Below are 14,894 nucleotides of genomic sequence, written 5' to 3'. Positions count from 1 at the left end.
CGCGCTACATCGCCGAATTCGGCTGGGCGGTCAGCGCATTGGAGTGGTTGACGGCATCGAGGGGCCGGCGCAGTTGCCATACCGTCGCGGGTGGCAGATTTTCCCACACGGACCAACAGCCGATCGCGTATCGGCGGTGATAGCGGTTCAACAGGTCTTTGACGTCGCGTTGACGGCGGGCTTCCGGACCGGATGCCAGCAAGGCGCGGACCCAGCGACTTCCGCAATAGGAGAAGTAGGTGAGCCTGCCCCCGGGGCGGAGCAGGTCTAAGTAGCGACCCATGATGTCGTCAACCTGCTGGGGGGAGAAGTTGGCGAACGGCAGGCCGGAGACGATCACGTCATAGCGGCGGTCGGTGGTGAGCTGTTCGACGCCCATGTTGTGGACGCGAATTCGCTCCTGCTTTTCCCGCAGGTTCGGGTCCCCGTGAACCAGCTCACGCAGATGCGCGGCAAACTGGGCGTTGGATTCCACGATGTCCAGCCGGCTTCCCCGGGGTATGAGGGGCAGCAGAACACGTGTGACCGAGCCGGTACCCGCCCCCACTTCCAGGACGTTCAAGCTGTCCGGCATTCTTTCCCGTAACGGAGCGGCCAGCAGGTTGGCCAGCGGCTTGCCGCTGGGGGCGACGGAACCGACCGTACGGTGGTTCCGTATCGATTCGACCAAGAAGGTCCATCCTTCGGTCGCCCGCTGGGTCCGGAGGCAACTGCTTCGAGCGGTGTTCTCATTCATGGAGAAAAGCAATTCCTGTAGAGGGGCGGAGTATTCGACGTCCCCATCCTCGAATGCACAGGTCAGCGCCGTCCTCCCCCACAGGGCCCCAAAGCCGAACGGTCCTGAAGTGCCATCAGTGGTTCCGGCGTCATCCTCTGGACGGACGGCACCCCACCCTGAGAGGTAGGCCGTTGCTCTTGGTGCCCAGCCCCAGCGCGGCAGCGCCCCCCCGAGCAGCCACCGGCCCACGGCACGGATCTCCGACGCCGCGGTCCCGGGCGAACAGCGCGGTCAGCCCGCGACGCAGGTGCTCAGCGTCCCTCCCGCCCGCCGACTGAAGGCCCCCGGCACATTGGCCGAGACCGCACCACCCGCTCGTCCGGTTGTAAACAATCGGACACAAGAACACTCAAAATAGGTAAACCACAGCAGTCGGGTGCAGCGTGCTCTAGCGTCACGTCCGACACGGGGGCGGTTGTGGGGCCGGGGGGCTCCAGCCGCGCCGGAAGTGAAGGGGACGACCAAGTGGGGGGCCATGGGGTTGTTCGAAGCTGCCGGAGCAAGGGTGATCGATTCACCTGCCGGGACAGCCAAGTTGGACCGCGTACCGGAACACGACGACAGAAGCAGGCACAGGCCGACGGAACGGCGGTTGCGGCAGTTGGCGCCGGCCGTCGATGCCGTGGGTGCCCTCATACCCGTGGGGCTGCTCTGTGCCGTGACACAGCAGCCCCAGCCGTTGCTCACGGCGGTGCTGGCCGGTGCCTCATGGCTGGCCGTGGGGGCATCGAAGAATCGTTACAGCCGGGAGGAGCCGGCCGGTGACGGCGCCGCGCTGGCCGTCTTACGGGACTGGCTGACCATGCTGGGCGTATTGGCCATCGTCTGCGTCGTGGCGCGGGTCGAGGTCTCGCTCCAGATATGTGTGCTCGCCCTGGTGCCGTGCCTGGCGCTGGGTGTGGCCCGGCGCCGGCTCGTACACCGGTATCTGGTGGCCGCCAGACGCCGGGCGCAGGCGCTGCGCCGGGTGCTGATCGTCGGCGAGGCGGGCACCGTTGATGTGGTGCTCGCGGAGCTGGCACACCGTACTGATCATGAGTATGTCGTGGTCGGGAGCTGTCTCGTCGGCGAGGAGGACAGCGACTCGGCAGTGCCGGTCCCGGCCCGGCTCGCGTCGGACGGGAGTTCTCCCGAAGCGGCGCTGGACGGCGAGACCGTGCTCCGGTGCGCCGCCGACCTCGACGTCGATCTCGTTTTCGTGGCGCCGGGCCGTCGGCTGCCCGCGCCGCGCATACGGCGGCTGGCCTGGGCCCTGCACGACGGGGGACGGAATCTGGCCATACTTCCGGGCCTGATCGATGTCTCGCAGCACCGGGTCCGGCTCGCGAAGGCGGCGGGTCTGACGGTGATGCATATAGACCCCGCGGCGCGGCGCGGGGTGCCGGTTCTGCTGAAGCAGGTCACGGACCGGCTGGGGGCGCTGCTGCTACTGGCGCTGCTCTCCCCGGTGTTCGCCTTGGTGGCGGCGGCGATAAGGCTCTCGTCCGCCGGGCCGGTGTTCTACTGGCAGATCCGGGTCGGCCAGGATCTGCGGCCTTTCCGGATGTGGAAGTTCCGCACGATGGTGGTCACCGCCGACCGGATGCGGGCGGCGCTGGAGTCGTCGAACGAGCACGACGGGGCGATGTTCAAGATGCGGCGGGATCCGCGGGTGACGCCGGTGGGCCGGCTGCTGCGCCGCTTCTCCTTGGACGAACTGCCGCAGCTGTTCAACGTCCTGACCGGCCATATGTCGTTGGTCGGACCGCGGCCGCCGCTGCCCGAAGAGGTGGAGCGGTATGACGGGACCGAGCTCCGCCGGTTGTCCGTCAAGCCGGGGCTGACCGGGTTGTGGCAGGTCAGCGGGCGGTCGGATCTCTCCTGGGACGAGACCGTCGCGCTGGATCTGAGTTACGTGGACAACTGGTCCTACGTCCGCGACATCAGTGTGCTGGCCCGTACCGTGCGGGCCGTCGTGGACGGGCGCGGTGCGTACTAGCGCGCCACGGTGTGCGTCCGGCGCCTCGCCGAGAGGCGGGCGCCGGGTGCACGGTACGGATCCAGGGCGGTCACACCGCGGCCGGCGCCGCCCGCCAGGCCTGATAGGTGCGGGCGATGCCCTCGGCGAGCGGGATGGTGGGCGTCCAGCCCAGGGCCCGCATCTTGCTGATGTCGAGCAGCTTGCGGGGGGTGCCGTCGGGGCGGGACGGGTCGAAGGCGATCCGGCCCTCGTATCCGACCGCGGCGGCGACACAGGCGGCCAGGTCGGCGATGGTCAGGTCACTGCCGCAGCCGACGTTGACCGTGTCGTCGCCGTCATAGCGGCGCAGCAGCACCTCGCAGGCGGCGGCCAGATCGTCGACGTGCAGGAACTCGCGCAGCGGGGTGCCGGTGCCCCAGAGGGTGAGTTCCGGCAGCCCCTGTTCCTTCGCCTCGTGGAAGCGGCGGATGAGCGCGGGCAGGACGTGCGAGGTCTCGAGGTCGAAGTTGTCGCCCGGCCCGTAGAGGTTCGTCGGCATGGCGGAGATGAAGGAGGCACCGTATTGCCGGCGGTAGGAGCGGATCTGGACGAGGCCGGCGATCTTGGCTATCGCGTAGGCCTCGTTGGTGGGCTCCAACGGCCCGCTCAGCAGGGCGCCTTCGGTGATCGGCTGCGCGGCGTGCTTGGGGTAGATGCAGCTCGATCCGAGGAACAAAAGACGGCGGGCCCCGGCCCGGTGCGCCCCGGCGATGACGCTGAGCTGGATGCTCAGGTTGTCCTCCAGGAACTGCACGGGGTAGGTGCTGTTGGCCATGATGCCGCCGACCTTGGCGGCCGCCAGGACGACGGCGTCGGGCCGCGCCGAGCGCAGATACGCCTCGGTGGCCCCGGCATCCCGCAGGTCGAGCTCGTCGCGGGTACGGGTCAGTACGTCATAGCCCTGCGCGGACAGCCGCCGGGTGACGGCGGATCCCACCAGGCCTCGGTGGCCCGCGACGAAGACGCGAGCGGGTGTGGGCAGCAAGTCATTCATGGGCCGGATTGTGTCAGTCAACCCGATACGTCCACCGGCTATTTCAGGAAATATCTGCCGCTCCTCGCTCTCGACCGGCGACGGCGGAGCGGGTAGCGTCCACGCCCCGCGGTCCGCAGGCGCGTGGGTAATCCAGCAAGTCAGAACCGATGCACATCACTTCTCGTGGGGGGAAGCCATGCCGAAAACCGCGGTCATCACCGGAATCACCGGTCAGGACGGTTCGTATCTCGCCGAATTGCTGCTGAACAAGGGCTATGAGGTACACGGGCTGATGAGACGCTCATCGAGCTTCAACACCGAGCGTATCGACCACATTTACCAGGACCCGCACACCCCGGACCGGCGGCTGCTGCTGCACCACGTCGATCTGTCGGACGGGGTGGCCCTGGTGAATCTGCTGCGCGATGTGCAGCCCGACGAGGTCTACAACCTCGGGGCCCAGTCCCATGTCCGGGTCTCCTTCGACGCTCCGCTGTACACCGGCGATGTGACCGGGCTGGGCGCCGTACGGCTGCTGGAGGCGATCCGCGCCAGCGGCGTGCAGACCAGGCTCTACCAGGCCTCGTCCTCGGAGATGTTCGGCGCCACCCCGCCGCCGCAGAACGAGGCGACGCCCTTCCACCCGCGCAGCCCGTACGGCTGCGCCAAGGTCATGGCGTACTGGTCCACGGTCAACTACCGCGAGGCGTATGGCCTGTTCGGGGTCAACGGGATTCTGTTCAACCACGAGAGCCCGCGGCGCGGTGAGACCTTCGTGACGCGCAAGATCACCCGCGCGGTGGCCCGCATACAGGCGGGCCTTCAGGAGCATCTCTACCTCGGCAACCTCGACGCCGTCCGCGACTGGGGTTACGCCCCGGAGTACGTCGAGGCCATGTGGCTGATGCTCCAGCAGGACGAGCCCGACGACTATGTGGTGGCGACCGGAGTGGCCGCGACCGTACGGGACTTCCTCCAGGCCGCCTTCCAAGCGGTGGAGCTGGACTGGGAGCGCTATGTGCGCTTCGACGCGAAGTATGAACGGCCCTCCGAGGTGGACGCGCTCATCGGTGACGCGTCCAAGGCCAAGAGCCTGCTGGACTGGTCAGCGAAGGTGCAGTTCGACGAACTCGCCCGGATCATGGTCGAGTCGGACGTCCGGCAGCTGGCGGACGAGCTCTCCGGTCACCGGGTGCGGGTGGACCGATGACGGCCACCGTCACCGACCGCCAACTGCGCGGTTTCACCGGCGCCGGCTACGACAAGGGCCGGGGGCTGCTGACCCAGGTCGCCTGGTTCGTCGTGCTCAACGTCCTGTTCATGAAGTGGTGGTGCCCGCCGCGGCTGCGGCCCGCGCTGCTGCGGCTCTTCGGCGCCCGGGTCGGCGAACGGGTGCTCATCCGGCACCGGGTGCGGGTGCAGTGGCCGTGGAAGCTGACGATCGGCGATGACGTCTGGGTGGGTGAGGACTCCTGGCTGATCAACCTGGAACCGATCAGTATCGGCCATGATGTCTGTGTGTCCCAGGGTGCCGTGCTGTGCACCGGGAGCCACCAACGCCGTTCGCCCACCTTCGAGTTCGACAACGCACCGATCCGGCTGGAGCCCGGGTCCTGGGTGGCCGCCCGGGCCATGGTGCTGCGCGGTGTCACCGTCGGCGCGGATGCGGTGGTCGGGGCCGGTGTGGTCGCCCACCGCGATGTGCCGCCGGGGGCCGTGCACACCACCGGAGGTGCCGTATGAGGATCACCCATGTGGTGACGCTGGTCAGCGACGACGGGGCCTACGGCGGTCCGGTGAGCGTGGCCACCGGGCAGCTGGGCGAACTGGCCGCGCGGGGGCACGAGGTGGAGCTGGTCTCGCTGTGGCGGGGCCGGAGCGCGCCCCCGCGGTCGGTGGACGGGGTGCCGCTGCGCGCCCGTACGGCTCGCACGCTGGTGCCGGGACAGGGCTTCCTGGGCCTGTTCCACCCGGGGCTGCTGCCCACGCTCTGGCGCCGGGTGGGCCGGGCCGACGCGCTGCATCTGCACGCCGGGCGGGACCTGGTGTCCCTGGCCGCGCTCGCGGTGGCCGTGATGCGCCGCCGGCCCTTCGTCGTGCAGACCCATGGCATGGTCCAGCCCCGCGGCTCGGCGGTGGCCCGGCTCTTCGACCGGGTGTATGTCCCGCTGCTGCGGCGGGCGGCCGCGGCCCTGGTGCTCACCGATGAGGAGGAGGCCGGGCTGCGGAAGGTCCTGGGCCCGCGCGGACCGCGGCTCGTCAGACTCCCCAACGGGGTCCGCTCCCGCCCGGCCGACGGGGAGCGCAGCGAGACCGATGTGCTCTTCCTCGCCCGGCTGCAGAGCCGCAAGCGCCCCGAGGCCTTCGTGCGGATGGCGGCGCTGGTGCACCGCAAACGGCCCGAGGTGTCCTTCACCCTGCACGGTTCGGACGAGGGGCGGCTGGCGGAGGTGCGGCGGCTGATCGCCGAGGAGGGGCTGGGCGAGGTCGTGACGTACGGCGGGGCCCTCGACCATGATGCCGCGGTGCGGCGCACGGCGCAGGCCACGGTGTATGTGCTGCCCAGTGTCGATGAGCCGTTCCCGATGAGTGTGCTGGAGTCCCTGGCGGTGGGCACCCCGGTGGTCTGCACCGGCAGCTGTGGGATCGCCGGTACGCTCCGGCGGCGGGAGGCCGCGGTGGTGACCGACGGTTCGCCTGAGGAGCTGGCGGACGCGGTGCTGCGGCTCCTGGAGGACCGTCCGCTGCGGGAGCGCGTCACCCTGGCCGGTCAGGCGGCTGTCGAGGAGGAGTTCTCGCTGGCGGCCGTGGCCGACCGGCTGGAGGGGTGGTACGGGTCCCTCGCCCGGCCCGGCGCACGCTGACCGGGGCGGCGGGGGCCGGTGCCCCCGCCGCCTGTGGTCAGCGTCCGGCTGCCCGGGCGATCCGCAGCAGTTCGGTGATCCGCTCCAGACCGGCCCGGCTGCTGAGCCGCTGTTCGACGTACTGCGGGCCCCGGGCTCCCAGCTGCGCCGCCCGCCCGGGGTCGTCGGCGAGCGCCCGGACCTCCGCGAGGAGCGCCTTCGGGTCCTCCGGTGCGAGGACCGTCCCGGCGCCCGAGCTCAGGACCTCCTGGGCGGTGCCCCCTTCGGCGGCCACCGAGGCGATCACCGGCCGGCCCGTCATGAAGTACGAGGTCAGCTTGGACGGCAGGCTCATGTCCAGGACCGAGGCTTTCTGGGTCACCGCGAGCACATCGGCGGCGGCCAGCACCTCGGGGAAGTCCTCGGTGTCGGCGGGCGGCAGGAAGGACAGCGCGGGGACGTCCGCGGCGAGCCGTTCCAGGTGTGCGCGCTGGTTGCCGTCCCCCATGAGCACGAACCGCACGGGCGCGGCCTCCTGACCGGCCAGCCGCGCGGCCTCGACCAGCACTTCCAGCCCCTGTTTGAGGCCCATGTTGCCGGCGTGCAGCACCACGGTCTCCCCGGCGGACCAGCCCAGTCGCGCCCGGGTGCGGTCCCGGTCGCCGCTCGGTCCCCGTACATGGGTCCAGTTGGGCACCACATGCACCCGTGAGCGCGGCACGCCCATCGCCGTGACCCGGTCCACGAACGATTCATGCACCACGCCGACGACGGCCGCCTGGCGCAGCACCCGCGCCTCCACCGCTCCGGCCAGCGCGGCGGCCCGGCCCCCGCCCTGGATGCCGCTCTGTTCGGCGGCGGCCCCCATCAGGTCCTGGACGACCACGACATGCGGTACCCCGGCCTGCCGTGCAAGGCGTCCGCCGAGCACTCCCCCGGCCAGGCTCGGCATCTGGGTGAGCACCACGTCGGGTCGGATGCGCGGTGGTGTCAGGGCGCTGTGGACCAGGATGCTCGCCTCGAACAGGGCCCGGCGCAGGGCGGTCTGATGCGGCGGAACGGTGTGCCGCCGGCGGTGCACGGTCACCCCGCCGCGGCGTTCCCGGACGCGCCACCGGCCGCGGTAGCCGTCCGCGACCCGCCAGGCGGGATAGTGCGGCATGCCCGCGAGGACATGGGTGTCGGCGCCGGATGCGGCCAGATGCTCGGCGATCTGGGTCGAGTACGGCCCTATGCCGGTGTGTTCGGGTGCGTAGTTGGTCGAGACCACGAGCACGCACCGGCCCGCGAACGAGTCTTCCACGAATGGCCCCCCTCTGGATGTGCGGTCATCGTAGGAGGCTGCCGGGGCCCGCGGGCTGTGAATTGGGTTGCGATTGTGTCCCGAAGGCGACCTTGTTTTCCCGATGTCCCTTAGATTGTGGTCGCTGGTGGGGAGTTGGGGGGAGGTGGGCCGATGCTGCGCGGAAAACGTCCGGGCACCGCGGTGCCGGTACGGGGCATCGCCGCACTGTGCTGCTGGGCGCTGCTGCTGGTGGTGCTGCTTCCGGTGCTGATCCTTCAGTCGCTCGACGCCCGCTTCGGTGCCGCCCTGGCCGTGCAGTGCGTGGTGGTGGTGCACACGGGTGCGGCGCTGGCCCGGGTGCTGACGGACGTCCGGGCACGGCTGATCTCGCTCGGTTTCTGGCTCTTTTCCTATGTGTGGCTGGGACTCGCGCCGTTGGCGATGCTCGCGACGGACGCCTACCCCCGGGGATTCGTGGTCGACGCGAACACCGCGTTCCTGACAACTGCCGTGGTGGAGGCGGGACTTCTCGCCTACAGCGCGGGGTCGGCGGTGGCGTCCTGGCGGTCGTCGCGCACCTCCGTGGTCCTCGAACCGTTGCTGGCCCGGCGGCTGTCGCCGGGGCGGGTGCTGCTGCTGTGCGGTCTGGCGCTGCTGCTGGCGGTCGTGCTGATCCCGGGTCAGGGCGGGCTGTCGGCGTTCTTCCTCAGCCGTCAGGCGGCCAACGAGGCCGCTGCGCAGGCCGCGCCCGCCGGGTCGGCGGACCGGGCGATGGCCGCCTGGGCCCTTTCGGTGCCGGCTTTCTGGGCGCTGGTGGGGCTGGTGCACGTACCGCGGTTCACCACCGGCGACCGGACCCTGCGCGGCTTGCGGTGGCTGCTGCTGCCGCTGATGATCGCGGTGAATGTGGTCGTCAACAACCCGATCAGCCAGCCGCGTTTCTGGGCCGGTACGGTCCTGCTGGCGCTGGCCTTCAGCGCCTCCTGGCTGCGCGGGCCGCGGGCGTTCCGGATGGGCGCGGCGGCCGTGGCGGCCGTGGTGCTGGTGGTCTTCCCGTACAGCGACTACTTCCGCTACGACAAGCGGGAGCCGGTCCATGTCGTGTCGCTGGCCGAGCAGTTCACGTCCAACGGTGACTATGACGCGTTCCAGCAGGTCGAGACGGGGGTGGACTATGTCCGTACGCATGGCTTCACGCCGACGGCCGCACTGGGGCCCCCGCTGTTCTTCGTGCCGCGTGCCGTGTGGCCCGGCAAGCCCGATGACGCGGGCATCCTGCTCGCCCGGCATGCGGGCTACACCTTCGAGAATCTCTCCGCGCCGTTGTGGATCGAGACCTACATGTGGGCCGGTTTCCCGTCGGTCATCGCCGTCTTCGGTCTGATCGGCGCGGTGGGACGGCGCATCGACGACCTCCGGCACCGGCTGCGCAGGCGCCCGGGGACCCTCGCGGCACTGCTGGTGCCGGCCTTCGGCTTCTACCAACTGGTGTTGCTGCGGGGCAGTTTGATGGCCATCGTCGGCCCGCTCGCCCTGCTGCTCTGCATCCCGCTACTGATCACCCGTAAGCCGGGGCGGCGGACCTCTCCGCCGGCCGCGGCCGACCCCGCGGGCGCCCCGGCGTCCCCCGCGCCCCGCGCCGCCTTGCCGCTACCCACAGGAGGAGCACGTACGTGAGCGTCTTCGACGAGCCCGCGGAGGAGCCGGACCAGATCCGGGACCAGCTGCGCCAGCTCTTCCGGTATCGGGCCCTGGTCGTGCTGGGGCTGGTGCTGGGCATGCTGGGCGGTGGCGCCGTGTCCCTGCTCGGCGGTTCGACCTATACCGCGACCGGCGAGGTCGTGGTGCATGCGATCAGTACGGCGCCCTTCGAGGCCGGCGGCGTCTCGGTGGACAAGCAGATCAGCATGGGCACCGAGCGGCAGATCGCGCAGAGCGCGTCGGTCGCGGCCGGTGCGGCCAAGGCCCTGAAGCCGGCCACCGAGCCGGCCCGGCTCCAGCGGGATCTGCGGGTGAGCAATCCGCCCGAGACCCAGACCCTGATGTTCGAGTACGACGCGGACTCCCCGGACCGGGCGTCCGCGCTCGTCAACGCCTTCGTGCACGCATATCTGGACTACCGGCAGGACGCGGCGACCCAGCGGATAGACAAGACCGTCAGCAAGCTGAGCACCGAACTCAAGCCGCTCCAGGAGCAGCGCAAGGTGCTGGACCGGCGGATCGCGGCCGGGAGCGGGGGGCGGGCCACCGATGAGTCCGAGCGCAGCAATCTGGTGTCGGAGATAGCGGATCTTCAGGGGCGGATCTCCAGCCTGAAGTCCCTCGACACCACGCCCGGCGACATCGTCCGCAAGGGCGATCCGCCGGCCTTCCCGTCCAGCCCCGGGCTCGTCGTGCTGCTGCTCGCCGGGGCCGTGGTCGGGCTGGTGCTGGGCATTCTGGCGGCCTGGGTGCGTTCGGTGCTGGAGCCGCGGGTCCGGTCGGTGGCGGATGTGCAGGACAATCTGCGGGCACCGGTCCTTGGCATCCTGCCGCGGCGGCAGGGCGGTGCGGAGCTGCTGGAGGTCGGGCGGTCCGGGCGCGGCAACCGGGCGGAGGCCTACCGGACCATCGCGTTCCGGCTGGTGCACGACCAGCGCTTCGCGGGACGGGGCAGTCTGCTGGTCGTCTCCCCCCGGGAGCATGCGGAGGCGGTCTCGGTCGCGGTCAACCTGGCCGGTGCGTTCGCCGAGATCGGTAACGACATCCTGCTGGTGGAGGCCGATCTGCGGACTCCGCAGCTCGCCCGGCGGCTGCCGCTGCATCACGGTCACGGCCGTCCGGTGCCGGGTAGTTGGGCGGACGGCGAGCGGCTGGCCGTGGACGCGGGGGTGGACGGGCGGTTCGATCTGCTGCCCGGCCGGGAGGTGCCCAACCCGGCGCGTGCCCTGTCGTCACCGCAGTTCGCGCGGCTGCTGAACGCGCCGTCCGGCCCGGACGAGAATGTCGTGGTCGTCACCGGGCCGCTGCTGTCGCACGCCGACGGGCTGGCCGTCGCCAAGCAGGCGGCCGGTGTCGTGGTGGTGTGTGATCTCAACGAGGTACGCCGGGACGATCTGGACCGGGTGTGGGAGCTGATCACCGGCGCCGGCGGGCACATCCTGGGAGCCGTCCTGGACAAGGGCAGCCGCGGGACGTCGCTGCGCCGGCTGACGGACGGCGGGCCGACCCACCGCAAGCGCGGCCGGGGCCGTGCGCGGACGTCCCCGGTGGCACCGGCGCCGCGGCCGGGCCCGCCGCCGCCGCTTCTCGGACCGGCACCGCAGGACGGCGCGTCCGTCGACGCCGACACCACCTCGCTGCGCGGATGACCGCCATCCGTCCGGCGGGGGCGGGCGACCGGCCCGCGCCACCGGCGGCGGACGGAGCCGCGGCCGGCGGGCGGGGGGTCGGCAGCACCGCCCGCGGCAGCATGTTCGGCCTGGCGGGCTCGGCCGCCAACGCGCTGTTCGGGTTCGTCCTCGTCGCCGTCATCACCCATGGCCTCGGGGCCCGCGGGGCCGGCGCGGTGTTCACGGGGGTCGCGGCCTTCACCATCCTGAGCAACGCGCTGAAGCTGGGCGCCGATACCGCGCTGGTCCGCTTCGTCTCCCGGGACCTGGAGCTGAGCGGCGGCGCCGGCGTACCGGCCCTGCTGCGGATCTCGGCCCTGCCGACGCTGCTGGCGAGCGCCGCGGGTGCGGCGGTGCTGCTGTGCTCCCCCGGGCTCGCCGGTCTGCTGCTGCCCGAGCTGGATCCGGGCCAGGCCGCCGCGCTCATCAGGCTGTTCGCGGTGTTCCTGCCGGTGACGACGGTGGCGCTGGTGCTGCTCGGGGCCACCCGGGGCTACGGTTCGGTGGTGCCCTTCGTGGGCGTGGAGCAGATCGGCAAACCGGCCTTGCGGGTACTGCTCGCGGTGCCGCTGGTGCTGGTCGCACCGAGCGTGACCGGGCTCTCCGTGGCCTGGCTGGCGCCCGGGGTGCTGGGTGCGGTGGCCGCCGCCGTCTCGCTGCGCCGGTCCCGCCGTACGCATCCGGGCTCCGGTCAACCGCCTTCGCAGGCACGGGAGTTCTGGGCGTTCGCCGGGCCGCGGGCGGTCTCCTCCGTCTTCGACATCACCGCGGTGTGGATCGGGGTGATCCTGCTGTCGGCGCTGGGCACCGGCACCGACGCCGGCATCTACACGGCGATCGGGCGGCTGGTCACCGCGGGCAGCCTGCTCCAGCTGGCGATCAGGCTGGCGGTGGCGCCGCAGCTCAGCCGGCTGCTGGCGGGCGGCGACCGGCACGGGGCGCGGTATCTGCACCGGCTGTCGACCCGCTGGATCGCGCTCTTCTCCTGGCCGGTGTTCCTGGTCCTCGCCGCCTTCCCCCGGACCGTGCTGTCGCTCTTCGGGCCCGGCTTCGGCGGGGGCGCGACGGGGCTGGTGGTCCTGGCGGCCGCCTGTCTGGTCAATGTCGGTGTCGGCAATGCACAGACGGTCATCCTCATGGCCGGGCGGAGCGTCTGGAATCTGGTGGTTGCCGGCACCGCGTTCGTGATCCAACTGGGCAGCGGGATCTGGCTGGTTCCGCGCTACGGGGTGCTGGGGGCGGCGGTCTCGTGGGGTCTGGCGATCGTGGTGGACAACGGTGCCTCCGCGCTGCTGGCCCGCTACCGCCTGGGCTTTCGCACCATCGACCGGGGCTATCGGTGTGCCGCGGTGCTCGGCGTCGTGACGGTGGCGCTCCCGGTGTTCGCGCTGCGGATGCTTTTCGGGGACACCCTTGCCGGTGCGCTTTTGGGAATTGTTTTAGCCATTGGGGCTTTCTGCGCCGCCGTCTGGCGCTATCGTTTGCCGCTGGGGGTAGGGGAGTTCTTCGGGGCGCTGCGTAAGCGTGGTTCGGGAAACTCACCGTGAACACCGGTCCCAGTTCCGCACAGAACTCGTCGCGTTCCCACGTCCTACCCTGACAATTCCGATCGCGCCATGCTTCCAGGGGGGACCTGTGCGCCAAAGAAGTAAACCAGTCCATCTGTTGCTCGCTGCCGCGGTGCTCAGCACCGCGGCCACGGCCCTTTCCGCCGGCCCGGCTCAGGCCACCGGCGAAACCACTCTCACCGCCGATCCGCTGCGTACGTGGCAGACCGACGGCATCGTGTGGGCCATGGCCTATGCCAAGGGCATCGTCTATGTGGGAGGCACCTTCAGCCACATCCGGCCGCCGGGCGCCGCCCCCGGCACCGGCGAAGTCGCCCGTACGAACTTCGCGGCCTTCGACGCCAAGACCGGTGAACCACTGTCGTGCGCCCCGGCGTTCATCGGCGGCACGGGCACGATCCGCGCCATGAAGGCCTCGCCCGACGGCTCGACGGTCTACATCGGCGGCTCGTTCGGGAAGGCCGGTCCGGTGGGCCGGTCCAACACGGCCGCCCTCAACACCGATGACTGCACCATCGGGGCGGACTGGAAGCCGACGGTCAGCTCGACCGTCCGGGCCCTGGACGTCACCGACGACACGGTCTACATCGGCGGCGGGTTCGACACCGTCCAGGGGCAGACCCGCGAGCGGGTCGCCGCGCTGCGGCCCGACGGCGAGCTGCTCCCGTTCAAGGCGACGATCCGTGGGTCCTCGGTCGGCAACGACCCCACCCCGGCGGTCAACGCCATCACCGTCGCTCCGCAGCTCAACAAGGTCATCATCGGTGGCCGGTTCACCTCGGTGAACGGCAGCTTCCTGAACGTGCACGCACTGGCCGGGCTGGACGCGACCACCGGCAGGGTCGTCAACTCCTTCACCGGGTGGATTCCCCAGAGGTCGGCGGTCAAGTCGCTCGTCAACGACGGGACCAACTTCTATCTGGGCGCCGAGGGCACCGGCGGCGGGGTCTTCGACGGCCGCGCGGCGGGCCGGCTGTCGGACGGCGGGCAGCTCTGGAAGGACACCTGCCTGGGCGCCACCCAGGCGGTCCTGCCGTACAAGGGCGTCCTCTACAGCGGCTCCCACGCGCACGACTGCTCCAACACCCCGGGCGGCTTCACCGACATCGGCAACCGCCAGCACTTCCTGGCGCAGTCGATCTCGGACAAAACGATCCTGCCGTGGTTCCCGGACACCAACGACGGGATCGGCGAGCAGATCGGCCCGCGGGCGCTGACCATGGCGGACGGCGTCCTGTGGGCGGGCGGTGAGTTCACCGTCGTCAATGACGCGCCGCAGCAGGGCCTGACCCGGTTCACGGCGGCGCCGGACACCGGGGCGCCGCAGGTGCCGCTGCTCAGTGGTGCGAGCGGGTCCCGGGGCAAGATCACGCTGAACTGGAAGGCCTCGTGGGACCGGGACGACGGTGTCCTGACCTACAAGATCTACCGGGACGGCGAGTATCTGACCTCGCTCAACCAGGATTCGCGCTACTGGAACCGGCCCAATATGAGCTTCACGGACACCGTGGAGCCCGGGGCGCAGCACCGGTATTCGATCGAGGTCACCGACGGCACCAATGTGTCCGGGCGCAACGGCCCGGTCTATGTGACCGCCAGGAACTGACCGTATGCCGAGTGGGGGGTAAATGACGCACCGAGTAGGTTATGCGCCCGGGGTCTACGACCTATTCCACGTCGGGCATCTGAACATTCTCCGGCACGCCAAAAGCCAGTGCGACTATCTGGTGGCCGGTGTCGTCTCGGACGAAATGGCGGTGCAGGCGAAAGGGCAGGCACCGGTCATTCCGCTGGCCGAGCGGCTGGAGATCGTACGCAGCGTCCGATTCGTGGACGCGGCGTTCGTCGAGACGGTGCCCGATAAATTGGAAACCTGGCAGCAGGTGCGGTTCGACGTCATTTTCAAGGGCGACGACTGGCGGGGGACCAGCAAGGGCGACAAGCTCGAAAGGGATTTCGCGACGGTCGGGGTCGATGTGATCTATTTCCCCTACACCGTGCACACGTCGAGCACCCTGCTGCGCAAGGTGCTCGACGGGCTCGCGAATTCCGCGTGACCGGCCCGGGCCGTCTG

12 protein-coding genes are annotated in these 14,894 nt (G+C 70.5%); 9 read left to right on the top strand and 3 right to left on the bottom strand.

Going from position 1 to position 14,894, the window contains the following annotated elements; all coding sequences use genetic code 11:
- Positions 1–4: 4 nt before the first annotated feature.
- Positions 5–670: a methyltransferase gene (locus QT196_RS37305; protein WP_356948494.1), complete on the bottom strand. Its 666-nt coding sequence runs from the start codon at positions 668–670 to the stop codon at positions 5–7.
- Between the two features lie 766 nt (positions 671–1,436).
- Between QT196_RS37305 and QT196_RS37300 the strand changes: the two genes are divergently transcribed.
- Positions 1,437–2,756 carry a sugar transferase gene (locus QT196_RS37300; RefSeq protein ID WP_290356511.1) on the top strand — a complete coding sequence of 440 codons (1,320 nt, stop codon included), beginning with the start codon at positions 1,437–1,439 and terminating at the stop codon, positions 2,754–2,756.
- A 70-nt stretch (positions 2,757–2,826) separates the two neighbouring features.
- On the opposite strand, the gene QT196_RS37295 is transcribed toward QT196_RS37300, so the two are convergent.
- Positions 2,827–3,771, bottom strand: a complete 945-nt coding sequence (locus QT196_RS37295) for a GDP-L-fucose synthase (protein WP_168483093.1) — start codon at positions 3,769–3,771, stop codon at positions 2,827–2,829.
- A 178-nt stretch (positions 3,772–3,949) separates the two neighbouring features.
- On the opposite strand from QT196_RS37295, the gene gmd reads away from it, so the two are divergent.
- From gmd to QT196_RS37280, 3 genes are read left to right on the top strand one after another with little or no spacing between them, the layout of a single operon-like run.
- A complete protein-coding gene (gene gmd, locus QT196_RS37290; RefSeq protein ID WP_168483092.1) occupies positions 3,950–4,963 on the top strand; it encodes a GDP-mannose 4,6-dehydratase in 1,014 nt (337 codons plus the stop codon).
- On the top strand, positions 4,960–5,496 hold the full coding sequence (locus tag QT196_RS37285; protein WP_168483091.1) for a DapH/DapD/GlmU-related protein: 537 nt from the start codon (positions 4,960–4,962) through the stop codon (positions 5,494–5,496). The genes gmd and QT196_RS37285 overlap by 4 nt, the downstream gene beginning before the upstream one ends.
- On the top strand, positions 5,493–6,617 hold the full coding sequence (locus tag QT196_RS37280; protein WP_248001517.1) for a glycosyltransferase: 1,125 nt from the start codon (positions 5,493–5,495) through the stop codon (positions 6,615–6,617). The genes QT196_RS37285 and QT196_RS37280 overlap by 4 nt, the downstream gene beginning before the upstream one ends.
- Before the next feature lie 37 nt (positions 6,618–6,654).
- Here QT196_RS37280 and QT196_RS37275 read toward each other — a convergent pair whose 3' ends face one another.
- Positions 6,655–7,866, bottom strand: a complete 1,212-nt coding sequence (locus QT196_RS37275) for a glycosyltransferase (protein WP_168484262.1) — start codon at positions 7,864–7,866, stop codon at positions 6,655–6,657.
- Between the two features lie 186 nt (positions 7,867–8,052).
- On the opposite strand from QT196_RS37275, the gene QT196_RS37270 reads away from it, so the two are divergent.
- The 5 genes from QT196_RS37270 (at position 8,053) to QT196_RS37250 (ending at position 14,877) form a co-directional block, all read left to right on the top strand.
- The gene (locus QT196_RS37270; RefSeq protein WP_266736903.1) at positions 8,053–9,558 is read left to right on the top strand and encodes a hypothetical protein; all 1,506 of its coding nucleotides are present in this window, start codon (positions 8,053–8,055) and stop codon (positions 9,556–9,558) included.
- Positions 9,555–11,231 carry a polysaccharide biosynthesis tyrosine autokinase gene (locus QT196_RS37265; protein ID WP_168483089.1) on the top strand — a complete coding sequence of 559 codons (1,677 nt, stop codon included), beginning with the start codon at positions 9,555–9,557 and terminating at the stop codon, positions 11,229–11,231. Before QT196_RS37270 ends, QT196_RS37265 begins: the two co-directional genes overlap by 4 nt.
- Positions 11,228–12,799 (top strand): oligosaccharide flippase family protein, encoded by a 1,572-nt coding sequence (locus QT196_RS37260; RefSeq protein ID WP_290356510.1) that lies wholly within the window; start codon positions 11,228–11,230, stop codon positions 12,797–12,799. The genes QT196_RS37265 and QT196_RS37260 overlap by 4 nt, the downstream gene beginning before the upstream one ends.
- 133 nt (positions 12,800–12,932) lie before the next feature.
- Entirely contained in the window at positions 12,933–14,426 is a 1,494-nt protein-coding gene (locus tag QT196_RS37255) for a fibronectin type III domain-containing protein (protein WP_248001516.1), read from the top strand.
- Positions 14,427–14,448: 22 nt separating this feature from the next.
- A complete protein-coding gene (locus QT196_RS37250; protein ID WP_042158396.1) occupies positions 14,449–14,877 on the top strand; it encodes an adenylyltransferase/cytidyltransferase family protein in 429 nt (142 codons plus the stop codon).
- Positions 14,878–14,894 lie beyond the last annotated feature (17 nt).

It is taken from the genome of Streptomyces sp. P9-2B-2 (assembly GCF_030406865.1).
Lineage (GTDB): Bacteria > Actinomycetota > Actinomycetes > Streptomycetales > Streptomycetaceae > Streptomyces > Streptomyces platensis.
This window is presented reverse-complemented; position numbering and strand designations above follow the sequence as displayed.